This window comes from Cellulomonas sp. H30R-01, from assembly GCF_010119915.1.
In the GTDB taxonomy this organism is placed as follows: Bacteria; Actinomycetota; Actinomycetes; order Actinomycetales; family Cellulomonadaceae; genus Cellulomonas; species Cellulomonas algicola.
The window spans coordinates 2,126,469-2,148,318 of the sequence record NZ_CP048210.1; the positions used below are offsets into that span (position 1 = coordinate 2,126,469).

18 protein-coding genes and 2 tRNA genes are annotated in these 21,850 nt (G+C 75.0%); 4 read left to right on the top strand and 16 right to left on the bottom strand.

What is annotated here, in order from left to right:
• Positions 1 to 13: 13 nt before the first annotated feature.
• From murA to leuC, 3 genes are all read right to left on the bottom strand, one after another.
• On the bottom strand, positions 14 to 1,330 hold the full coding sequence (gene murA / locus GXP71_RS09470) for a UDP-N-acetylglucosamine 1-carboxyvinyltransferase (RefSeq protein ID WP_124342439.1): 1,317 nt from the start codon (positions 1,328 to 1,330) through the stop codon (positions 14 to 16).
• 373 nt (positions 1,331 to 1,703) lie between these two features.
• Positions 1,704 to 2,363, bottom strand: coding sequence for a 3-isopropylmalate dehydratase small subunit (gene leuD / locus GXP71_RS09475; protein WP_162352448.1), 660 nt, complete (start codon positions 2,361 to 2,363; stop codon positions 1,704 to 1,706).
• Between the two features lie 32 nt (positions 2,364 to 2,395).
• A complete protein-coding gene (gene leuC, locus GXP71_RS09480) occupies positions 2,396 to 3,850 on the bottom strand; it encodes a 3-isopropylmalate dehydratase large subunit (protein ID WP_124342437.1) in 1,455 nt (484 codons plus the stop codon).
• Between the two features lie 98 nt (positions 3,851 to 3,948).
• Between leuC and GXP71_RS09485 the strand changes: the two genes are divergently transcribed.
• Positions 3,949 to 4,668 carry an IclR family transcriptional regulator gene (locus tag GXP71_RS09485; RefSeq protein ID WP_124342436.1) on the top strand — a complete coding sequence of 240 codons (720 nt, stop codon included), beginning with the start codon at positions 3,949 to 3,951 and terminating at the stop codon, positions 4,666 to 4,668.
• Positions 4,669 to 4,932: 264 nt separating this feature from the next.
• Here the strand turns inward: GXP71_RS09485 and GXP71_RS09490 are convergent.
• The 5 genes from GXP71_RS09490 to GXP71_RS09510 form a co-directional block, all read right to left on the bottom strand.
• Positions 4,933 to 5,005, bottom strand: a tRNA-Glu gene (locus GXP71_RS09490).
• 95 nt (positions 5,006 to 5,100) lie between these two features.
• A tRNA-Gln gene (locus tag GXP71_RS09495) sits at positions 5,101 to 5,172 on the bottom strand.
• 151 nt (positions 5,173 to 5,323) lie between these two features.
• Entirely contained in the window at positions 5,324 to 5,770 is a 447-nt protein-coding gene (locus GXP71_RS09500; protein WP_162352449.1) for a hypothetical protein, read from the bottom strand.
• 177 nt (positions 5,771 to 5,947) lie between these two features.
• Positions 5,948 to 7,228, bottom strand: coding sequence for a P-loop NTPase (locus GXP71_RS09505; RefSeq protein WP_162352450.1), 1,281 nt, complete (start codon positions 7,226 to 7,228; stop codon positions 5,948 to 5,950).
• Between the two features lies 1 nt (position 7,229).
• Positions 7,230 to 7,913: a hypothetical protein gene (locus GXP71_RS09510; RefSeq protein WP_162352451.1), complete on the bottom strand. Its 684-nt coding sequence runs from the start codon at positions 7,911 to 7,913 to the stop codon at positions 7,230 to 7,232.
• Positions 7,914 to 8,029: 116 nt separating this feature from the next.
• Between GXP71_RS09510 and GXP71_RS09515 the strand changes: the two genes are divergently transcribed.
• Positions 8,030 to 8,254: a helix-turn-helix domain-containing protein gene (locus tag GXP71_RS09515; protein ID WP_124344703.1), complete on the top strand. Its 225-nt coding sequence runs from the start codon at positions 8,030 to 8,032 to the stop codon at positions 8,252 to 8,254.
• A gap of 80 nt (positions 8,255 to 8,334) precedes the next feature.
• Here GXP71_RS09515 and GXP71_RS09520 read toward each other — a convergent pair whose 3' ends face one another.
• Positions 8,335 to 8,865, bottom strand: a complete 531-nt coding sequence (locus tag GXP71_RS09520) for a hypothetical protein (protein ID WP_162352452.1) — start codon at positions 8,863 to 8,865, stop codon at positions 8,335 to 8,337.
• Positions 8,866 to 9,011: 146 nt separating this feature from the next.
• On the opposite strand from GXP71_RS09520, the gene GXP71_RS09525 reads away from it, so the two are divergent.
• Together GXP71_RS09525 and GXP71_RS09530 are read left to right on the top strand one after the other, a co-directional pair.
• Positions 9,012 to 10,235, top strand: coding sequence for a LysM peptidoglycan-binding domain-containing protein (locus GXP71_RS09525; protein WP_162352453.1), 1,224 nt, complete (start codon positions 9,012 to 9,014; stop codon positions 10,233 to 10,235).
• Positions 10,232 to 11,122 (top strand): Rv3235 family protein, encoded by an 891-nt coding sequence (locus GXP71_RS09530; protein WP_162352454.1) that lies wholly within the window; start codon positions 10,232 to 10,234, stop codon positions 11,120 to 11,122. The genes GXP71_RS09525 and GXP71_RS09530 overlap by 4 nt, the downstream gene beginning before the upstream one ends.
• A gap of 253 nt (positions 11,123 to 11,375) precedes the next feature.
• On the opposite strand, the gene secA is transcribed toward GXP71_RS09530, so the two are convergent.
• The 7 genes from secA to mtrB all read right to left on the bottom strand — a co-directional run bounded on the left by secA (position 11,376) and on the right by mtrB (position 21,795).
• Positions 11,376 to 14,195 (bottom strand): preprotein translocase subunit SecA, encoded by a 2,820-nt coding sequence (gene secA / locus GXP71_RS09535; protein ID WP_162352455.1) that lies wholly within the window; start codon positions 14,193 to 14,195, stop codon positions 11,376 to 11,378.
• A 5-nt stretch (positions 14,196 to 14,200) separates the two neighbouring features.
• Positions 14,201 to 15,172: a DMT family transporter gene (locus GXP71_RS09540; protein WP_238402739.1), complete on the bottom strand. Its 972-nt coding sequence runs from the start codon at positions 15,170 to 15,172 to the stop codon at positions 14,201 to 14,203.
• On the bottom strand, positions 15,172 to 16,452 hold the full coding sequence (locus tag GXP71_RS09545) for a winged helix-turn-helix domain-containing protein (protein ID WP_162352457.1): 1,281 nt from the start codon (positions 16,450 to 16,452) through the stop codon (positions 15,172 to 15,174). Before GXP71_RS09545 ends, GXP71_RS09540 begins: the two co-directional genes overlap by 1 nt.
• Before the next feature lie 103 nt (positions 16,453 to 16,555).
• Complete coding sequence (hpf, locus tag GXP71_RS09550; RefSeq protein ID WP_162352458.1) at positions 16,556 to 17,194, bottom strand: ribosome hibernation-promoting factor, HPF/YfiA family; 639 nt, start codon at positions 17,192 to 17,194, stop codon at positions 16,556 to 16,558.
• Between the two features lie 238 nt (positions 17,195 to 17,432).
• The gene (locus GXP71_RS09555) at positions 17,433 to 18,092 is read right to left on the bottom strand and encodes a ComF family protein (protein ID WP_238402703.1); all 660 of its coding nucleotides are present in this window, start codon (positions 18,090 to 18,092) and stop codon (positions 17,433 to 17,435) included.
• 314 nt (positions 18,093 to 18,406) lie between these two features.
• Positions 18,407 to 20,095 carry an LpqB family beta-propeller domain-containing protein gene (locus GXP71_RS09560; protein WP_162352459.1) on the bottom strand — a complete coding sequence of 563 codons (1,689 nt, stop codon included), beginning with the start codon at positions 20,093 to 20,095 and terminating at the stop codon, positions 18,407 to 18,409.
• Positions 20,092 to 21,795, bottom strand: coding sequence for an MtrAB system histidine kinase MtrB (gene mtrB, locus GXP71_RS09565; protein ID WP_238402704.1), 1,704 nt, complete (start codon positions 21,793 to 21,795; stop codon positions 20,092 to 20,094). The genes GXP71_RS09560 and mtrB overlap by 4 nt, the downstream gene beginning before the upstream one ends.
• Positions 21,796 to 21,850: the final 55 nt, after the last annotated feature.

Consider the following 21,850-nt stretch of genomic DNA (forward strand, 5'->3'; position numbering starts at 1 on the left):
ATGCTACCGGGACTCAGTCGCGGCTGAACTCGGCGCCCAGCGCCTCGAGCTTCTGCGTGAACCGCTCGTAGCCGCGGTCGATGAGGCTGATGCCCCGGACGGCCGACGTGCCCTTGGCGGTCAGGGCCGCGATGAGGTGGCTGAACCCGCCGCGCAGGTCCGGCACCTCGATGTCGGCCGCGGCCAGCGGCGTCGGACCGCTGATGACCGCCGAGTGGAAGAAGTTGCGCTGCCCGAACCGGCACGGACGGCCGCCCAGGCACTCCTTGTAGACCTGGATCGTCGCGCCCATGCCGACGAGCGCGTCGACGAAGCCGAACCGGTTCTCGTACACCGTCTCGTGCACGATCGACAGGCCCTTCGCCTGCGTGAGCGCGACCACGAGCGGCTGCTGCCAGTCCGTCATGAAGCCCGGGTGGACGTCCGTCTCGAGCGTGATCGACCGCAGGTCGCCGCCCGGGTGGAAGAACCGGATGCCGTCGTCGTCGACGTGGAACTCGCCGCCGACCTTGCGGAACGTGTTGAGGAACGTCGTCATCTCGGGCTGCGTCGCGCCACGGACGTACACGTCGCCGCCCGTCGCGAGCGCGGCCGACGCCCACGACGCGGCCTCGATGCGGTCCGCGAGCGCGGTGTGCTGGAAGCCGACGAGCCGGTCGACGCCCTCGATGCGGATCACGCGGTCGGTGTCGACCGAGATGATCGCGCCCATCTTCTGCAGGACGTTGATGAGGTCCATGATCTCGGGCTCGATCGCCGCGCCCGCGAGCTCGGTGATCCCCTCGGCGCGGACCGCCGTCAGCAGCAGCTGCTCGGTGGCGCCGACGCTCGGGTACGGGAGCGCGATCTTGGTGCCCTGCAGACGGCGCGGCGCCCGGATGTGGATCCCGTTGTCCTGCTTGTCCACGACCGCGCCGAACTGCCGCAGGATGTCGAGGTGGAAGTTGATCGGCCGGTCGCCGATGCGGCAGCCGCCCAGGTCGGGGATGAACGCCTCCCCCAGGCGGTGCAGCAGCGGCCCGCAGAACAGGATCGGGATGCGGCTCGAGCCCGCGTGCGCGTCGATGTCGGCGACGTGCGCGCTCTCGACGTCGGTCGGGTCGAGGTGCAGGACGCCCGCGTCCGCGTCGGCGTCGACCTTCACGCCGTGCAGCTCGAGCAGCCCCGTCACCACGGCCACGTCGCGGATCTGCGGGACGTTGCGCAGCACGCTCGGCGTCTCGCCAAGCAGCGCCGCCACCATCGCCTTGGAGACGAAGTTCTTCGCACCGCGGACGGTGATCTCGCCCGACAGGGGGTTGCCCCCGTTGACGTACAGCAGATCGCTCATGGTCCTCATCGTCTCCCACGCCGAGGCGTGCTCCTGACCGGACGCGGCGCGTCGCGCCGCCCGTCCCCAAACCTTCACAACCGGCCCACCGCGCACGGACGACGTCCGTCGGGCGACTCGTGACCCGGCCCGAGGGGAGAACCGCGGCGGTGCGCCTCTTCTTCCCGAGGGCCTGGGGCTCACGGTAGCCATCCCTGGGCGCGGATGCGTGACGTTCGTCCCGTTCGCCCCCGTGTGCCCGGTCCGAGGTGCACGGACGGGTGGCGGTCCCGGTCGCGTCGGACGTCGCCGCGGGGCGTCCGACGCGACCGGAGGCCGGCGGGACGTCGTCGACGGTCCCACCGGCCTCCCGGTGCGTGCAGAGCGCGTGACCTCAGTCCGGTCGGCCGATCGTGACCGGCACGGGACGCGCGGCCTTGATCTCGACGGGCGGCAGGTGCTTCGCGGGCAGCGTGCGCGGGCGCCACGGCTCACGCGTCTGCTCGAACTCGCCGATCTCGTCGGCGTGCTGGAGCGTCAGGCCGATGTCGTCGAGGCCCTCGAGCAGGCGCCAGCGCGTGTAGTCGTCGACCTGGAACGGCACCACGACGTCGTCGCACGTGACGGTCCGCGACTCGAGGTCCACGGTCACCTCGGTGCCCGGGCGGGTCTCGAGGATCTTCCAGATGAGCTCGATGTCCTCCTGTGCGACCTGCGCCGCGAGCAGGCCCTGCTTGCCCGAGTTGCCGCGGAAGATGTCGGCGAACCGGGCCGAGATCACGACGCGGAACCCGTAGTCCTTGAGCGCCCACACGGCGTGCTCGCGGGACGAGCCCGTGCCGAAGTCCGGACCGGCCACGAGGACCGAGCCGTTCTTGTACGCGTCCTGGTTGAGCAGGAACTCCGGGTCGCCGCGCCACGCCGCGAACAGCGCGTCCTCGAACCCCGTACGCGTCACGCGCTTGAGGTAGACGGCCGGGATGATCTGGTCGGTGTCGACGTTGCTGCGGCGCAGCGGGACCCCGACGCCGGTGTGCTGGGTGAACTTCTCCATGACGGTGCTTCCTTCTGCGATCGCGGGTCGGGTCAGACCGACTGGAGGTCCGTGAGCGGGCTGCCGTCGAACGCCCTCGGGTCCTCGCCGAGGTCCGAGATCGACGACAGCGTGCCGCGGATGGCGGTCGCGGCCGCGACGAGCGGCGACACGAGGTGCGTCCGGCCGCCCTTGCCCTGGCGACCCTCGAAGTTGCGGTTCGAGGTGGACGCCGAGCGCTCCCCCGGCGCGAGCTGGTCGGGGTTCATGCCGAGGCACATCGAGCAGCCGGCGTTGCGCCACTCGGCACCGAAGTCGAGGAAGATCTTGTCGAGCCCCTCGGCCTCGGCCTGCAGGCGCACACGCGCGGACGCCGGGACGACCAGGACGCGCACGTCGTCGGCCTTGTGCTTGCCCTGGACCACCTTGGCGACCGAGCGCAGGTCCTCGATGCGGCCGTTCGTGCACGAGCCGATGAAGACCGTGTCGACCTTGATCTCGCGCAGCGGCTGACCGGGCGTGAGGCCCATGTACTCGATCGCGCGCTCGGCCGCGACGCGCTCGTTGGCGTCGGCGATCTGCTCGGGGACCGGGACGGCCGCCGACAGCGGCAGGCCCTGGCCCGGGTTCGTGCCCCACGTGACGAACGGCTCGAGGTCCGCCGCCTCGAGGACGACCTCCTCGTCGAACGTCGCGTCGTCGTCGGTGCGCAGCGTCCGCCAGTACTCGACGGCCGCGTCCCAGTCGGCACCCTCGGGCGCGTGCGGGCGACCCTTGAGGTACTCGAACGTCGTCTCGTCGGGCGCGATCATGCCGGCGCGGGCACCCGCCTCGATCGACATGTTGCAGATCGTCATGCGCGCTTCCATCGACAGCGAGCGGATCGCCTCGCCGCGGTACTCCAGGACGTAGCCCTGGCCGCCGCCGGTGCCGATCTTGGCGATGATCGCCAGGATGATGTCCTTGCTGGTCGCGCCCGGGGGCAGCTGGCCGTTGACGGTGATCGCCATGGTCTTGAAGGGCGCGAGCGGGAGCGTCTGGGTCGCGAGCACGTGCTCGACCTCGCTCGTGCCGATGCCGAACGCGAGCGCGCCGAACGCGCCGTGCGTCGACGTGTGCGAGTCGCCGCAGACGACGGTCAGGCCGGGCTGGGTGAGCCCGAGCTGCGGACCGACCTGGTGGACGATGCCCTGGTCGGCGTCGCCCAGCGAGTGGATGCGGACGCCGAACTCCGCGGCGTTGCGACGCAGCGTCTCGATCTGCGTGCGGCTCGTCGTGTCGGCGATCGGCCGGTCGATGTCGAGCGTGGGGGTGTTGTGGTCCTCCGTCGCGAGCGTGAGGTCGGGGCGGCGGACCTGGCGCCCGGCCAGCCGCAGCCCCTCGAACGCCTGCGGGCTGGTGACCTCGTGCACCAGGTGCAGGTCGATGTAGAGCAGGTCGGGTGCGCCTTCGGTGCCACGTCGCACGACGTGCGCGTCCCAGACCTTCTCCGCCAACGTGCCGGCCATGTTCTCGGTCCTCTTCTTGTTCGTCCGGGTGGGGGGTGTTCCCGGTTCCTGTTGCCTGCCTGCTTGCGTCTCAGCCTCCGAGACGCCAATATCGACCTATGGACAACTCTAGCGGAGTCGGCGTCCTGGACAAGGCCGCGTCGGTTCTCAGCGCTCTCGAGGCGGGCCCGGCGACGCTCGCACAGCTCGTGACCGCCACCCATCTTGCCCGCCCCACCGCCCACCGACTGGCCGTCGCCCTCGAGCACCACCGGCTGGTCGCGCGCGACATGCAGGGCCGCTTCGTGCTCGGACCGCGCCTGTCCGAGCTCGCCACGGCCGCCGGCGAGGACCGCCTGCTCGCCGCCGCGAGCCCCGTGCTCGCCGCGCTGCGCGACCACACCGGCGAGTCCGCGCAGCTGTACCGCCGCCAGGGCGACATGCGCATCTGCGTCGCCGCGGCCGAGCGCCCGATCGGGCTGCGCGACTCGATCCCGGTCGGCGCGACGCTCACGATGCAGGCCGGCTCCGCCGCGCAGATCCTGCTCGCGTGGGAGGAGCCCGACCGGCTGCACCGCGGCCTGCAGGGCGCCAAGTTCACCGCGACGATCCTGTCCGGCGTCCGTCGCCGGGGCTGGGCGCAGTCGGTGTCCGAGCGTGAGGTCGGCGTCGCGTCCGTGTCCGCCCCCGTGCGCGGGCCGTCGGGCCGCGTCGTGGCGGCCGTGTCCGTCTCCGGGCCGCTCGAGCGCCTCTCGCGCCAGCCCGGGCGGCTGCACGCCGCCGCCGTCGTCTCCGCCGCGAACCGCCTGACCGAGGTCCTGCGCCGCACCGCGGAGTGACACCCGCTCCCCCGTCCACGGACCCCCTCGCGAGCCGGCCGCGAGGGGGTCCTCGCGTCTGCGGCGAGTGCGGTCCTCGCGTCGGCGGCGAGCGCGGTCCTCGCGTCTGCGGCGACGCCCGCGACGAGCGCGACGGGAGGGATGCCCGGCGCGGCCGGGTCGCGGGAACGCGGCCAGGTCCCGGGAACGTGACCGGGCCCCGGGAACGCGGCCAGGTCCCGGGAACGACGAAGGCCCGGTCACCGAGGTGACCGGGCCTTGACGTACCCCCGACCGGATTCGAACCGGCGCTACCGCCGTGAGAGGGCGGCGTGCTAGGCCGCTACACAACGGGGGCCTGCCAGCACACGAGGCCCGGAGGCCTCGCTTACCGAGTGAACACTTTACCCGATGTTCCGAAGGACTCGGACCACCCGATCAGCGGTGCTCGCGCTGGGGTACCAGGACTCGAACCTAGACTAACTGAACCAGAATCAGTCGTGCTGCCAATTACACCATACCCCATGGGGTATAACCCCCGGCGTTCGACCGGGCCACCCGAAGGCCGCCACGGCGTCGTCCGGACGTCGTACCGGCGGTGAACATTACCCGAGGCGTGGCGTGCCGGTCCAACCGGCCCCTGCCCGTGGCGTCGTTCGTGACGAACGCCACGCGTTCAGCGCGGGATCGCCTCCAGCTCGGACGCGTCGTACCAGAGCAGGTCGCGCTCCTCGAGCCTCTCGCGCGCCGCCCCGTCGCCGGCCAGAGCGGCGACCACGTCCGGCCGCGCCTCGGGCTCGTCGACGTGCGCGCAGGCCACGTCCGTGGCGGCGACGTCCACGACGAGTCGGACGGCGCTCGGTGGGGCGCCGTCGTCGGTCACCGCCGCGACCGACGCGTCCGGCACGTCGACCGACACGACGAGACGCAGCCGCGGCGCGTCGGGCCGTGCCCCGAGCAGGTCGAGCGCGTCGTCGGCCGCCGTGAGCTGGGCGACGAACTCGACGGTCTCGTCGTCCTCGTCGGGCAGCGCGGACCGCAGCGCGGGAGTCGCCGCGTGCGCCGTCCTCGCCGTCAGCGGGCCGGGGATCTCGTCGAGGGTCGCGGGGACGTAGACACGCACAGGGCCAGTGTGCCCGAGCCCGTCAGGCCGTGTCCGGCGACGCCCCGCCCGGCGGCCGCCGGGGTGGTCGGACGGACGAGGCCCTCGTCGACGACGGCGCCCCGGTCGGATCAGCAGTCCGCGGCACGGTCGAGCCCGACGACGCCCGGGCCGGCCGACCGTGCCGGGCAGTCCGGGTCAGTGCGCGACCACCTCCCGGACGCCGACGGGCGCACGGACGGTCGCGTCGACGCGTGCGGCGACGGCAGCGAGCGCCCGACGGGCCGGGGAGCCGGGCACGGCCTCGCGCAGCGTCCGGGCCTCGAGGAGCGCGGCGTCGAGCGCCGGGCGGTCGTCGGGGACCAGGTGCGCGTCCGTCACCCCGGCGTAGCGCGCCAGGGCCCCGGCGACGGCCTCCCCCGGTCGCGGGCCCGCGACCGACGCCCGCACCCGGTTGACGACGACCACGCGCGTCGACCCGAGCCCGAGGTCGGTGAGCTCGCCGAGTCCGCGCACCAGCCGCTGGATGCCCACGGGATCGGCCGCGCCCACGACCACGACGACGTCGGCGGCCTCGAGGGCGCTGATCGTGGCGCCGTTGCGCTGCGGGGCGCGCGTGTCGAAGGTCAGCACCTCGTCCGACTCGAGGCAGAACCCGCAGTCCACGACGGTCCACCGCGCCAGGCCGCGCGCGACGGACCAGACGACGTCCAGCGACGACGCGGGCAGCTCCGGCCAGCGGTCCGCGCGCGAGACGCCGGACAGCACGCGCAGGTCGGGCGCGAGCACGGGCGCGAGGCGGGCGAGCTGGTGGAGGTCGAGCGTCCCCTGGGCGGCCGCACGCGCCGCCGCCGCGAGACCTGGTGCCTCGTCGAGCAGCCCGACGACCTGCGCGACGCTGCCCCCGTACGTGTCCGCGTCGACCAGCAGGGTCGTGCCGCCGGACGCGGCGAGCTCGGCCGCGAGGTTGACCGCGACGGTCGTGCGTCCCGGCGCGCCGGTCGGTCCCCACACGGCCACGACGGCTCCCTCGACGTCCCGCGGGGCGACCGGTGCACGCTCGGGTCCGACGCCGTCGGGTGCCGCAGCCGGGCGCGACCCCGGCGCGTGCGGGCTGTCGAGCGCCGCCAGGGCGCCCTGCACGAGGTCGCCGGCACCGGCCTCGTCGTGCGGCGCGTCCGCGAGCACGTCGACCCCGTACGCGCGCAGACGGTCGGCGAGCCAGGGGCGGCTCGGGTCGCCGACGCCCACGACCGTCACGCCCGAGCGGTGCAGGACGTCGACCGACTCGCGGTCGAGCAGGTCGAGGTCGACCGACACGACCGCGATCCGCCCCAGGCCCGCCTCCGCGGCCGCGAGGAGCTCGGTGAGGTCGGCGCAGCGACGCGTGACGCTGAGGCGCCCGTTCGTCCCCTCCACGGCCTGGACGATGATCGACTCGGCGGTCCCCCGGACCGCGCACAGCACGCCCACCGACACGTCAGCCTCCCGAGCCCGGCACGGGCACGACGTCGACCGAGCCCGGGCCGGCGAGCGCGCCCAGGACGTCGGCGAGGGCGTCGGACGGCACGAGCACCTGCACGGTGCTCGCCCCGCCGACGCTGAACGCCCCGTCGGGTGTGTCGACCTCGGCGACCGTGAGCCCGACCGCGAGCGGACGCGGCGCGGCGGGCGTCGCGCCGTCGGTCGCGCCGCCCGCACCGCTCGCGGTGCCGTCCGGCACGAGCCAGAGGTCGACGAGCGCGCCCACGACGAGCGCCCGCGACGGCGCATGCGCGAGCGGGACCGCGACCGGTCGGACGTCGCCCTCCGCCGCGTCGCCCAGCGCCGCGCGCGGGACGAGCTCGCCGGCCCCGACGACGCGCAGCGCGGTCGCCTCGTCCGGCAGCGGTCGGTCCGCGCGCAGGTAGCCGCTCAGGTCGACCGACCCGAGCTGCACGTCGCGCACCACGAGCGCGCCGGCGTCCACGACGTCACCGGGCACGAGCGCGGTCCGCGCGACGTACACGGGCACGGTCGCCTGCGCGGACCGCACCGCCCACGAGCCGAGCGCCACGGAGCCGGCCACCATCGCGACGCCCGCGAGCAGCCGCGGGTCGCGCCACCCCGGCCGGCGCAGGCGCGGCGCCACCGGCGCAGGCAGGTCCAGCACGCTCGTCTCCATGGCACTCCCCGTCGTCGTCGGTGCGGCAGGCGCCCATCCTGCCGAGCCGGCCGGGGACGCGGAGGCATGGTTGTGGACAAACCGGTCGGCGCGCCACCGCGTGCCAGACTGCGAGCATGGCCTCGAGGTTCCTCACGCTCGCCGACGTCACGGAGATCCTCAACATCTCCGCCCCGCAGGCCTACGCGCTCGTGCGGTCCGGCGAGCTGCCCGCGATCCAGATCGGCGGACGCGGCGTGTGGCGGGTCGAGGCGACCGAGCTCGAGAGCTACATCCAGCGCATGTACGAGCAGACGCGCGCTCGCAACGCCGCGGAGGCGACGGCCGAGACGGCCGGCTGACCGCGCGGCGCGCCGCCGGCGCTCCGGAACGGGGCGCACGCGGTCCCGATGCTGCGTCCCCGGCGTCGCGGTCGTGGTGCTCAGCCTGAGCGGACGACCTCGAGGTTCGCGAACGGGACCGCCCACGTGCGGGCCCGGGTGGTCGGCCGGTCGCTCTCCGTGAGGTCGAGGTGGTCGGCTCCGACGCGGTCCACCCGACCGACGAGCTCCATGTCCCGCGACCGGACCCGGACGACGGCACGGTCGCGGGCGAGCGCGCGGAGCGCATGACCGAGGCCGAGCCGCCGTTCGACCGTCGCGGCGGCCGGTGCGGCGTGCACGGTCAGACCCGCCACCGCGACGACCGCGGCCGTCGGCACGAGCGCCCGCTGCACGGGACCGAGGGCCAGCAGCAGCCACTCGGGCGCGACGTCGACGAGTGCGCCCTCCAGGGCCTCGCCGTGCGCGGTCCGGACCGTCACGGACGTGTCGCGTCCCGCGCGGAGGCGGTCCCCGAGCCCGACGGTGGCGCGCTCGGCGCGCGTGAGCTCCGCGACGTCCAGGCGGACGGCGGCGCTCCGGGCCGCGGCGAGCTGCGCCTCCATGTCGTCGAAGAGGGCCTCCCAGCGCACGGCGCCCACGGTAGGGCCGCACCTCCCAGCCCTCGCGCAACACGCTCGGATCCCGGACACGCCTGGACGAAGCCGACACATTCGGATACATCTACGTGCATCAGTCGTCATCAAACGACATCAAACGACAACACAAGGAGCTCGACGTGGTCGAACGTGCACGGACGACCGGGGCCGAGACGGTCCGGACGCGTCAGGGCGGCCCCGGCGCCCGCGCCGCTGCGGTCGCCGGCCTCGCTGCCGCGACCAGCGCCGCGGCCCTCACCGCGGTGCTGCTCGGCCTGCGCACCGCCGAGCTCGCCGCCGCGGAGGCGTGGCGCGTCGAGTCCGCCGTCGAGCTCGGCGTCACCGCGGTGGGCGCGCTGGTCGCCGCGTGGCTCGCCACCTCCGCCGGTGTCGCTCTCGTCTGCACCGTGGTCCGGGCCGTCGGCGCCTCGTGGCGGACCGGCGAGCGTCTGGTGCAGCGCTACGCACCCGTCGTCGTCCGCCGCGTGCTCGTGCTCGCGATCGGTGCCGGGGTGGGCGTCGCCGGTGCGACCGGTGCGACCGCAGCGACCCCCGGCGCGCCGGACGCGCCCCCGGCCGTGAGCAGCGTGTCGTCCAACCTCGGCTGGACGCCGACGTCGCCCGGCGACGCCCCGTCCGTCCCGTACAGCGCGACGCGCGGTGGCACCGCGACCCCGGCGCCGTCGGCGGGTGCTCCGGGCACGACCCACGAGCGGGCCGTCGACGCGAGCACCGCACCGGCGCCAGCGGACGCCGCAGGACGCACTGCCGCCACCTCGCAGGGCTCCAGGGCCGCCTCCGCGGCCCACGACGCGCCGCCGCGCAGCGCACAGTCGCCGAGCGCGCTGACGCCGAGCGCGCTGTCGCCGAGCGCACCGTCGCCCGACGCACCCGCCTCGACCTCCGGCGCCGCCGCCCCGCCCCCCTCGGCGGCGGCGACAGCCCCCGGGCACGCGTCGCACGACCCGCACGTCGCGACGGGGTCCGCACAGCCCACCGGAGCGACCGCGCCGTCCGCCGGTCCGTCCCCGGCGGACGGCGCACCGACCGGTGGCTCGCGCACCGCGTCGTGGTCGTCGGAGACCGCCGACGACCAGGGAGCCGGCAGCGCAGCGGCGCCGCGCTCCTCGGCGACGCCCGCAGGCACGACCGTCGGCAGCGGCACCGTCGTGGTGCAGCCGGGCGACACCCTCTGGAGCATCGCGGCGCGGCACCTGCCGGCCGGTGCCGACGACGCGACCGTCGCGGCGGCGTGGCCCCGCTGGTACGCGGCCAACGCCGCCGTCGTCGGCGCCGATCCGGACCTCCTCGTGCCCGGCCAGGTGCTGGCCGTCCCGACGACCGACGGGACGGTGGCTCCGTGAGCGCCGCAACGGCCGAGGCGACGGCCGTCGAGCGCGTCTTCGTCCGAGCCGACGTCGGCCGCGACCCGTCACCCCTCGCACGTCCCGCACCGCGCCTGCGCGCGGCCGAGGCGCCGTCCGGCCGCCCCGGCACCACGCCCGACACACCGCACCGCGGCACCGGGAGCGCCGTCCGCGGCTCCGGCGGACCCGGCCCCACGTCGGACGTCGCGCACCGCGACACCGGGAGGACCGTCCGCGGTTCCGGCACGACGTCCGCCACCGCGCACCGCGGCACCGCGCGCGCCGCCGACGGCTCCGGCACCACGTCCGACACACCGCACCGCGGCACCGGGAGCGCCGCCGACGGCTCCGGCACCGCGCACCGCGGTATCGAGGGCTCCGTCCGCGCGGCCGGTCCGCGGGCACGGCTCGTGCGCACCGCCGAGGCCGCCGCGCCGGTGCGAGCGACGGGGCCCCGGCACGTCGTCCCGCCGACCGTGGCGCACCGGCTGGACGTGCTCCGCGTGCAGGACCGCTCGCCCGTGCTCGACGCCGCCGACGAGGACCGTGGTGCCGTCCCCGCGCACGACCCCGGGGTGCTCGCGGGCCGGATCGCGCTCGCGACCGTCGAGGTGCTCGGAGGTCGCCGGCCGATCGGTCAGCTCGCGCGGTGGCTCACGCCCGGCGTGCTCGACGCGCTGCAGGTGCGTGCCGCGCTGACGCTGCGCGTCCGGGGCGCGTCGGGTCGGGCACCGCAGGTGCGCCGCGTGCGCACGTCCGCGGTCGACGAGCACACGCTCGAGGCCGGGGTCGTCGTCGAGGACGGTGCCGTCGTCCGGGCCGTCGCGCTGCGGCTCGAGACCCACCGCGGCGCGTGGCGCGCGACCGTGCTCGAGGTCGGCTGACGGGACGGCTGGCCCGCCGGCGCCGGCGGACTGACGCGAGGGCGAGCCCGTCGCACGCCGTGCGCGGCGCCGGCGCGAGACCGTGCTCGAGGTCGGCTGACAGGAGGGCTGGCCCGACGGGCGCCGGTGGACCGGCGCGACGGCACGCCCGACGCACGCCGGTGCGCGGCGCCGATGGCAGGGCGACCCGGCTCGTCCCCGTGCACGACAGGACCGGCCGTCCCTCAGGGGCGGCCGGTCCTGTCGTGCGTCGTCAGTTCTTGCGCTGCTGGCGCTGCGCCTTGCGGCGCGCCTCACGGTTGCTGCCGGCGGCCGGCGCGTCACCGGACTGGCCCGCGGCGGGCGTGCCACCGTCGCGCTTCGTCACGGTGGCGGCGTCGCCGTCGACGGAGGGTGCCGAGTACTGGAGCGGGACGCGGCGCTCGGGACCGTCGAGGCCCTTCGCGACGAGGCGGCCGGCCGTCGGACCGTCGGCGACGCTCCGCGGGCCGGCGGCCGGGGCCGGTGCGGGCCCGGCGGCGGCTGCGGTCTGCGCGGCGGACTCGGCCGTGACGACGGGGGCCTCCTCGGTCGGCGCGACCTGCACCTCGAGGTTGAAGAGGTACCCGACCGTCTCCTCCTTGATGGCGTCGGTCATCGCGTTGAAGAGCTGGTAGCCCTCGCGCTGGTACTCGACGAGCGGGTCACGCTGCGCCATCGCGCGCAGGCCGATGCCCTCCTTGAGGTAGTCCATCTCGTAGAGGTGCTCGCGCCACTTGCGGTCGAGGACGGAGAGCGTGACGCGCCGCTCGAGCTGGCGCATGTTGTCCGAGCCGATCGTCGCCTCGCGGTCGGCGTAGGCGTGCTCGGCGTCGGAGAGGATCTCGCGCTCGACGAGGTCACGCGTCAGACGCTGGGCACCGCCGGCCTCCTCGACGACCTCCTCGGGCGTGATCGTCACCGGGTACACGGCCTTGAGGGCGGTCCACAGCGCCTCGAGGTCCCAGTCCTCCGGACGACCCTCGGCGGTCGCGCCGTCGATGTAGGCGGACAGCACGTCGTTGCGGAAGTGCTTGACCTGCTCGTGCAGGTCCTCGCCCTCGAGCACCCGGCGCCGCTGGTCGTAGATGACCTCGCGCTGACGGGACATCACGTCGTCGTACTTGAGGACGTTCTTGCGGATCTCGAAGTTGCGCGACTCGACCTGCGCCTGCGCGGACTGGATGCCGCGCGTGACCATCTTCGACTCGAGGGGCATGTCCTCGGGGAAGCCGGCGCGCGTCATCATCGACTCGGCGAGGCCCGAGTTGAACAGGCGCATGAGGTCGTCCTGCATCGACAGGTAGAACCGGGACTCCCCCGGGTCGCCCTGACGGCCGGAACGACCGCGCAGCTGGTTGTCGATGCGGCGCGACTCGTGGCGCTCGGTGCCGAGGACGTACAGACCACCGAGCTCGACCACCTCGTCGTGCTCCGCGGCGACCGCGCTCTTGGCCTTCTCGAGCGCGCCCGGCCAGGCGGCCTCGTACTCCTCCGCGTTCTCGGCGGGGTCGAGCCCGCGCGCGGCGAGGTCGGCGACGGCCATGAACTCGGCGTTGCCGCCGAGCATGATGTCGGTGCCTCGACCGGCCATGTTCGTCGCGACGGTCACGGCACCCTTGCGACCCGCCTGGGCGACGATCGCGGCCTCGCGTGCGTGCTGCTTCGCGTTGAGGACCTCGTGCGGGACACCCTGCTTGCGCAGCTTCGACGAGAGCAGCTCGCTCTTCTCGACGCTCGTGGTGCCGACGAGGACCGGCTGGCCCTTCGCGTGCCGCTCGACGATGTCCTCGACGACCGCGTCGAACTTGCCGTCCTCGCTCTTGTAGACGAAGTCCTTCTGGTCGATGCGCTGCATCGGACGGTTCGTCGGGATCGGCACGACGCCGAGCTTGTAGGTGCCCTGGAACTCGGCGGCCTCGGTCTCGGCCGTACCGGTCATGCCCGACAGCTTCGCGTAGAGGCGGAAGTAGTTCTGCAGCGTGATCGTGGCGAGCGTCTGGTTCTCCGCCTTGATCGTCACGCCCTCCTTGGCCTCGATGGCCTGGTGCATGCCCTCGTTGTAGCGGCGGCCCGGCAGGATGCGGCCGGTGTGCTCGTCGACGATGAGGACCTCGCCGTTCATCACGACGTAGTCCTTGTCGCGCTTGAACAGCTCCTTCGCCTTGATGGCGTTGTTGAGGAAGCCGATGAGCGGCGTGTTGAGCGACTCGTAGAGGTTGTCGATGCCGAGGTAGTCCTCGACGCGCGCGATGCCCGGCTCGAGCACGCCGACGGTGCGCTTCTTCTCGTCGACCTCGTAGTCGCGCTCCGGCTGCAGGCGTCGCACGACCTTCGCGAACTCGCCGTACCAGCGGTTCGTGTCGCCCGACGCGGGGCCCGAGATGATGAGCGGCGTGCGGGCCTCGTCGATGAGGATCGAGTCGACCTCGTCGACGATCGCGAAGTTGTGGCCGCGCTGGACGAGCTCGTCGACGCTCCACGCCATGTTGTCGCGCAGGTAGTCGAAGCCGAACTCGTTGTTGGTGCCGTACGTGATGTCGGCGGCGTACTGCTCGCGGCGCTCGGCCGGCTGCTGCTGCGACAGGATGACGCCGGTCGTCAGGCCGAGGAACCGGTAGACGCGTCCCATGAGCTCGGACTGGTACTCGGCGAGGTAGTCGTTGACCGTGACGACGTGCACGCCCTTGCCGGACAGCGCGTTGAGGTAGGCCGGCGCGGTCGCGACGAGGGTCTTGCCCTCACCGGTCTTCATCTCGGCGATGTTGCCGAGGTGCAGCGCGGCGCCGCCCATGAGCTGCACGTCGAAGTGCCGCTGCCCGAGGGTGCGGCGCGCGGCCTCACGCACCGCGGCGAACGCCTCGGCGAGCAGGTCGTCGAGGGTCTCGCCGTCGGCGAGGCGGGCGCGGAAGCGGTCGGTCTCCTCGCGGAGCTCCGCGTCGGACAGCGAGGTGAAGCTGTCCTCCAGCGCGTTGACCTGCTGGGCGATGCCGGACAGCTTCTTGAGGACGCGGCCCTCACCGAGCCGGAGGACCTTGTCGACGATCGTGGGCACGCGCACTACTCCCGACGTGTTCTCGCCCCTGGCACGCGCGGCGTCGGAGCGGCTGGCTGACCGGCCGCGTGGCCGGGCCCGACCATGCTAGTCGGCCCGGTCGAGGTCCGGGGCCGAAGGACGACGACGGCGCCCGCGAGGAGCACCGCGCCGATCATCCCGCCGAGCCCGAGGCGCTCGTCGTACAGGAGCACCGCGCCGACCGTCGCCGTGAGCGGCTCGAGCAGCGCCAGCAGGCTCGCGGTCGTGGCCGGGACCGTGCGCAGGCCCGAGAAGTACGCGCCGTACGCGCCCGCGGTGGGCACGACCGCGAGGAACGCGAGCAGCCACCACCCGGTCGCGCTGTCGGGGACGTCGAGCCGGTCCCCGCGCAGCGGCGCGACCGCCGCGAGCAGGATTCCGCCGAGCGTGAACGCGAGCGCCGTCGTCGCCACGGGGCCGGCGTGCGGCACGACGCGACGGCCCAGGCCGGTCATGGCGGCGAAGGACGCGGCGGACACGAGCGCGAGCGCGACGCCCGCGAGCGGCGCGGGCCCCGCGCCGCCGCTGGTGCCGACGAGCGCGGCGAGCCCGGTGAGCGCGAGGACGGTCGCGACGACGGTCGTCCGCGCGGGCGCGCGGCGGGTGGCGACGGCCGTGCCGACCGCGACGAGCACGGGCGCACCGCCGAGGGCGACGAGCGTCGACGTCGCGACGCCCGCGCGCTCGACCGCCGCGAAGTAGGCCGCCTGGTAGCTCGCGGCCAGCACCGCGGTCGCGACGACGTGCCCGACGAGCGTGCGGCTCACGCGGACGCCGCGGAAGGCGCCGACGACCGCGGCGCCGACGAGCAGCACGACACCACCGCCGAGCAGCCGGTACGCGGCGACGGCGAAGGACTCCAGGTGCCCCGACTCCCCCGCGGCGACCCCGGAGAGCCCGCCCGTGCCCCACAGCAGACCCGCGAGCGCGACGAGCGCGAAGTCGGACCGGCGCATCACGCGGCGACGCTGGTCGCGTGCCGCAGCGGAGCCGCGAGGTCGCCGCGCAGCGTGCCGTCGGGCGCACCGACGACGACGTCGTCGAGCCCGAGCCACGTCGCGACGAGGCGCAGCTCGGCCGCGAGCGCCTCGACCGTGCCCGACGGGACGCGGTCGGTGCCCGGGCTCGCGTGCGCGGCGACGACCCGCAGCACACGTGCGGCGCGGTCCGCCTTGAGGTCCACGAGCGCAGGCAGCTGCTCGCCCAGCAGGAACGGGAGCACGTAGTAGCCCCACACGCGCTTGGGCTCGGGCACGTAGATCTCGATGCGGTACCGCAGCCCGTACAGCTCCTCGAGGCGGCGGCGCTCGAAGACGAGCGGGTCGAACGGGCTGAGCAGCGCCGCCCCGCGGGCCGAGCGTGGGAGCGTCGCATCGCGGTGGCGGAAGACGGGGCGCGCCTCCCACCCGGCGACGCGCACGGGCACGAGGACGCCGTCCTCGACGAGCTCGGCGGCGGCGGTCGCGGCGAGGCGCTGCGAGATGCGGAAGTAGTCGGCCAGGCAGCCGAGCGTCCCGATGCCGTGCGCGCGGGCGGAGATCTCGACGAGCGCCCGCACCGCGGCCGCGTCGTCCGGCTCGGGCCGGGCGAGCACGTCGGGCGGCAGGACCCGCTCCGCGAGGTCGTAGCGGCGCTCGAACGCCGGGTTGCGGCCCGCCGACGTGACCTCGCCGGTGAAGAAGAGGAACTCGAGCACACGCTTCGCGACCGACCAGTTCCAGCCCCACTCGTCCCGCGACGTCGGGTGGTCGGCCTCGAAGTGCACCTGCACCTCGCTCGCGGTGAGCGGGCCGGACGACGCGAGCAGCGTGCGGATCTCCGTGAGGGCCGGCGCGTGCTGCAGCGGCACCTGCGCGATCGACCCCCACGCCTCGGTCGCGTACCTGCGCTGGCGCCAGCCGAGCAGCCGGAACGTCTCGGGCGGGACGTACGACGCCTGGTGGGCCCACGCCTCGACGAGCCGGCGCGGCGCACGACCCGACGCGCGGTCCAGCAGCGCCGGGTCGTACGGGCCGACGCGCGAGAACGTCGGCATGAGGTGGGCCCGGGCCAGCACGTTCACCGAGTCGATCTGCAGGAGGCCCAGCCGGTCGACGACCTGCTGGAGGTGCCGCATCGTCGCCGGGCCCGTGCGCTCCGGGCGCGGGACGTCGAGGCCCTGCGCGCGCAGCGCGACACGGCGGGCCTGCGAGAGCGACAGCGACTCGGTGGGGGCGGGGAGGCCGGCGGGAGGCACCGTCCCATCATGGCGGTGACCACCGACGCGACCCGTTGACGCGCCTGGCACGCGACGACGCCCGGCCCTCACGGGGACAGCCGGGCGTCGTCGGACGCGGGGGTCAGCCGCCGACGACGGCGGACGCGGGGGCGTCGGTGCGCACGGCGGTGTCCAGCTTGATGACGCCGTAGCTCCAGCCGCGGCGGCGGTAGGCGACGGCCGGCTGCGCGGTCTCGGCGTCGATGAAGAGGTAGAAGTCGTGACCGACGAGCTCCATCTCGTAGAGCGCGTCGTCGACCGTCATGGGGAGCGCCTCGTGGACCTTCTCGCGGATGACGACCGGCGAGTCGCCGAGCGTCGTCTCCACGGCGCCGTCGACCGGGGCGGGTGCTTCGGCGGGCTCCGGGACCTGCTCGAGGGGACGCACGTCGACGGGGGTCAGCGGAGTGTGGTTGCGGTGGTCCTTACGACGGTCCCGTGAGCGGCGGAGGCGTTCGAGGAGCTTCCCGAGCGCCAGGTCGAGCGCCGCGTACCGGTCGTCTGCGCACGCCTCGGCACGGATGACGGGACCCTTGTCGACGACGGTGAGCTCGACGCGCTCACAGCTGCCCGACTGACGAGGGTTGGCCTCGTGCGACACGAGGACGTCGATCCGCTGTGCGCGGGGGGCCAGCTGCTCGACCTTCGCGAGCTTCTGCTCGAGGTGTGCCCGGTACTTCGGGAGCACCTCGGTGTGCCGGCCTGCAACCACGATCTCCATGTGAGCCTCCTGCGAGGTCTGGGGCGGCTCGCACCGCCCGGCGACATGCTTCTTCCTGCCCCGGGGGACAGTCGGGCGGCGTCACCTCCTCCCGCGCTGCGGGTCGACCTCGACTGCTTCGAGATCGGGGGCTCCGCTGCGCCGTCGGCTCAGGCACCCACGCTAACCCCGCGGCCGGGGGTCGGACCAATCGCCGCCCGACCGGCGGACGACGAACCGGACGACCGGCGCGAACCGGTCACCGGGCGACTCCTCCCGTGCCCGGTCCGGGGGTCGAGGCGACGGTCAGGCAGGCGACGACGACCCCGCCCGCCGCCCGCACGGCCGCAGCCGACGCCGCCACGCTCGCGCCCGTGGTGAGCACGTCGTCGACGAGCACCACGTCGCGTCCGCCCAGCACGCGGTCGGCGCCGCGCGCGACGCGGAGCTGGCCCACGAGGTTGCGCGCCCGGGCCCGTGCCCCGAGCCCCGCCTGGTCCCGCCCGCCCCTCCGGCGCAGCACGGGAGCACGGCGGACGTCGACGCCCTCCTCCCGCAAGGCCGCGACCGCGGCGCGCGCGAGCTCGTCCACGAGCCACCCGCCGCGTCGGCGTCGCGCCCCCGCGGTGGACGGGACGGCGGCGACCACGAGCGGTCCGGGGCGCGACCGGGGCACGTGGGGTGCGACGGACCGCGCAGCCCGGGCGACGTCCGCGGCGAGCGGGCGCGTGAGATCGAGGCGCCCGCCGTCCTTCCACGCCACGATCGCGTGCCGCACCGCGCCGACGTTGTCCGCGAGCGTCCAGACGGGCAGCGGCGGACGCCCGTCGAGCAGGTCCAGCCGTCCGGCGCGCTGCTCGCACCGCCACGGCGGCCCCGCGAGCGCGCTCCGGCACGCGGCGCACCAGGCGACGTCCACCGCACCGCACCCCGCGCACGCGACGGGCAGCACGAGCGCCGCGAGCTCCTGCGCGACCCGGACGGCGTGGCGACGGAGCGCGCGACCCGTCGGCCCCGGTGCGCCGCGCGCCGCCGGCCGCCGTCGGGCCGGCGCGACCGGGCGGGCCGCGGGCCGGAGGGCGGCCGTCGGGAGGGTCGGCGGACGCGTCGGACGCACCGGTGTCGGGGGCACGGCGACAGCACACCGAGCCCGGACCGCACGGCGAGCACCCCGGCTCCGCGCGGTGGACGACGGCCGTCCGCCCGAGGGCTGGGGACGGCTCGACGCGAGGGTCAGCCGGGCAGGGACGGGTCGCGCACGCCCGCGACGTCGGGGACACGCACCCACGTCGTGCCGACGAGCCGCAGCAGCGTGCCGTCCGCCGTCGCCGCGTACGGCGTCCGACCTCCCGCGAGCGACACCAGCCCGGACGCGCGCGGCAGCGTCGTCGTCTCCCCGGCGAGCGGCACGACGTGCACGACGCTCTCCCCGCCCTCGGTCGCGAGGACCCCGAGCGTCGCCTCGTCGAACCACACGACCGACGACGCCGCGGTGAGCGGCGTGCCGACGCGCACGACCTCGCCGATCGCCTGCGGGACGCCGTGGCGGTCGCGCACGACGGCACCCAGGTGCACCGCGACGCCGTCGTCGCCCGTCGACACGAGCGCGACGCGCACCCCGTCGCGCGACACCCGGACCGAGCGCACGGTCCGACCCTCGAGCGCGGGAGCCGCGACCGGCACGGCCTGCGCCGCGGGCTCCCCCGTCGCCCCGGACGCGAGCACCGCGACGATCCCCGCGCCGACGTCGGTCGTCCACGCGTAGCCGTGCCGGTCGACCGACGGCGCCGACAGCGCGCTCCCGGTGTAGAGCGTCGTTCCGGGGTCGTCCTCGGTCGGCACGGTCACGAGCGAGCGCCCGTCGGACAGCACGACGCGGACGGTGCCACCCTCGTCGCGCGCGGGGGCGCTCGGGTCCGGCACCGTGAGCGGTCCGAGGCCGTCGACCGGTGCGGGACCGTCCGTCCCCACCTGCACGAGGGCACCGTCGAGCAGCACCTCGGGTGCGACCGCAGGCCCCTCGCCCGAGCGCAGCGACGCCGCGCCGTCGAGGCTCACTCCCCCCGCGGTCACGTCGACGGACGACACACCGGGCAGGGCGAGGAGCGACTGCTCGATCTGCGCGAGCAGCAGCGGCCGGTCGGCGTCGAGCAGCTCGGCCGTCCGCGTCGTGAACAGCCCGACGTGCGCGACACCCTCCGCGTCGACGCTCACCGCCTCGGGCTTGAGCTGGACGCCGTCGGGCAGCGCGGTGTGCACCGCGTCGCGCAGCCACGGCGACGGACCGGCGAGCAGCGCGCTCACGACCGACGTCTCGCGGCTCTTGACCGGCAGCCAGCGCTGCTCGGGGACGAGGAACGTCTCGTCGGGCGAGAGGAAGTAGATCGACGTCTGACGGAAGAACACCTCGAAGTCGTCCGTCGGCACGACGAGCCCGTCGGGCGCCTCGGAGATGCGCCACTGGCCCTCGTCGTCCTGCACGAGCCCGAAGGTCACCGACGACTCCGCGCCCGCAGGCGCCTCGGCGTACCGCCCCTCCCGGTCGACGCGTGCGACGACCGGCACGTCGACCTGCACCTGGCCGTCGCCCAGGTCGCCGAACTCGAGCGCACCGGACACGACGACGCCCGCGAGCGGCTGCCACTCCGCGCGCGCCTCGCCCGCGAGGTACTGGCGCGCGACGACGAAGTCGTCCCGGAAACCCGCCGAGCCCGCGACCAGGAAGCTCTCGACGATCTCGAGCGGCGCGGCGTCGGGTCGCGGCCCCTCCGCGAGGACGTCGATGTTCGACGGCTCGTCGACGCGCCCGTCCCCACCCTGCTGCACGGGTCCGGACGTCGGGATCGCGGTGCACGCCGCGAGGAGCAGCGTCACGGCGGCCGCGGCCGCGGCGGCCACGCGGCGACGCAGTGCGCCCCTCATCGCACGGCCCCCTCGCGGTCGGGGTCGGCGGGTGCGACGTGCACGGACACCGCGCGGATGCCCGTCGGCGACGTCGCGGTGCCGACCGGCCCGTCGAGGTCCGGCAGCGCCGCCGGGTCGGTGCGGGGGCGTGAGGCGGCGTCGAGCACCGGGTCCGGTGCGACGGAGTCGTCCGGCACGAGCGGCAGCGGCGACGACGCGAGCCGGATCCCGGCGCGCCGCGGGAGCGTGAGCCGGAACGACGCGCCGCGCGCGGGACGACCCCAGGCCTCGAGCCAGCCGCCGTGCAGGTGCGCGTCCTCGAGCGAGATCGCCAGCCCCAGGCCCGTCCCACCCGTCGTGCGGGCGCGTGCCGGGTCGGCGCGCCAGAACCGGTCGAAGACGTGCTCGGCCTCGTCGGCCGTCATGCCCACGCCGTGGTCGCGGACGGTCACGGCGACCGCGTGCGCGTCGCCCGCGACCGTGACCTCGACCTGGGTGCCCTCCGCGTGCTCGACCGCGTTGACCAGGAGGTTGCGCAGGATCCGCTCGACGCGGCGGGGGTCGATGTCGGCGACGCACCGGTCCTCGGGCACGACGACGCGCAGCCACGAGCCGCGGCGCTCGGCGAGCGGGCCGGCCAGGTCGACCGCCCGGACCACGACGTCGCGCACGTCGCGGCCCTCGACGTCGAGCACGGCGGCGCCCGCGTCGAACCGGCTGATCTCGAGCAGGTCGGCCAGGAGGTCCTCGAACCGGTCGAGCTGCGTCTGCAGGAGCTCGGCCGAGCGCTTCGTCGCGGGGTCGAAGTCGTCGCGCGCCGCGTGCAGCACCTCGCCCGCCATGCGGATCGTGGTGAGCGGCGTGCGGAGCTCGTGCGACACGTCGGACACGAACCGGCGCTGCACCGCGGACAGCTCCTCCATGCGGTGGATCTGGTCCTGCAGGCTCTCGGCCATCTCGTTGAACGAGTGCGCGAGCGTCGCCATCTCGTCCTCGCCGCGCTCCGGCAGCCGCTCCGACAGGTGCCCGTCGGCGAGCCGCTCCGCGACGAGCGCGGCGCGGCGCACCGGGTGCACGGTCTGCCGCGTGACGAGCCACGTCATCGAGCCGAGGAGCAGCACGAGCACCACGCCCGCGAGCGCGAGCGTGCGCTGCAGGAAGTCGAGCCGGTCCTGCTCCGCCTGGAGGCTGTAGAGGAAGAACAGCTGGTAGCGGCCCACGACGGGGACCTGGACCTCCTGGCCGACGACGATCGCGGGCTCGACGCGTCCGTCGTCCGTCTCCACGCCGACGGACTGCCAGTGCTGCCCGCCCTCCGCGACCGCGAGCTGCAGGTCGTCGCTCACGACGTCGATCAGGGACCCGTCCGAGGCGGCCGCACCGCCGGTCACGGGCGACGTCTGCCCCGGCGCGCGCAGGAGGAAGACCTCGCGCTCGCCGGACGTCCCGGTCCGCTGCGACTGCGCGACGTCGCGCAGCAGGCGCCGCACGTCCGGGCCGAGCGTCGCGTTGGACGAGGCGAACGTGTCCTGCGCCTGCTGGGTGCTGCGGGCGCTCTCGTCGAGCACCTGGTCGCGACGCGCGTCGAACAGGCCGTCGCGCATGCGCTCGCCGACGTAGAGACCCACGCACGCGAGCGCGACGAGACCGATGACGAGCGTGGAGGCGATGACGCGGAACTGGAGCGACCCGCGCCACGCCCGGGGCCAGGCGCGCACCCGTCGCAGCGTCCGGGCCCTCGTCAGGCGCCAGACGCTGTTCACGCGCGGCACG

Excerpts from the sequence above, each read along its gene's own strand:
- murA (WP_124342439.1), bottom strand. The coding sequence starts at position 1,330 with ATGAGCGATCTGCTGTACGTCAACGGGGGCAACCCCCTGTCGGGCGAG.
- leuD (WP_162352448.1), bottom strand. The coding sequence starts at position 2,363 with ATGGAGAAGTTCACCCAGCACACCGGCGTCGGGGTCCCGCTGCGCCGC.
- leuC (WP_124342437.1), bottom strand. The coding sequence starts at position 3,850 with ATGGCCGGCACGTTGGCGGAGAAGGTCTGGGACGCGCACGTCGTGCGA.
- GXP71_RS09485 (WP_124342436.1), top strand. The coding sequence starts at position 3,949 with ATGGACAACTCTAGCGGAGTCGGCGTCCTGGACAAGGCCGCGTCGGTT.
- GXP71_RS09510 (WP_162352451.1), bottom strand. The coding sequence starts at position 7,913 with ATGGAGACGAGCGTGCTGGACCTGCCTGCGCCGGTGGCGCCGCGCCTG.
- GXP71_RS09515 (WP_124344703.1), top strand. The coding sequence starts at position 8,030 with ATGGCCTCGAGGTTCCTCACGCTCGCCGACGTCACGGAGATCCTCAAC.
- GXP71_RS09540 (WP_238402739.1), bottom strand. The coding sequence starts at position 15,172 with ATGCGCCGGTCCGACTTCGCGCTCGTCGCGCTCGCGGGTCTGCTGTGG.
- hpf (WP_162352458.1), bottom strand. The coding sequence starts at position 17,194 with ATGGAGATCGTGGTTGCAGGCCGGCACACCGAGGTGCTCCCGAAGTAC.
- GXP71_RS09560 (WP_162352459.1), bottom strand. The coding sequence starts at position 20,095 with ATGAGGGGCGCACTGCGTCGCCGCGTGGCCGCCGCGGCCGCGGCCGCC.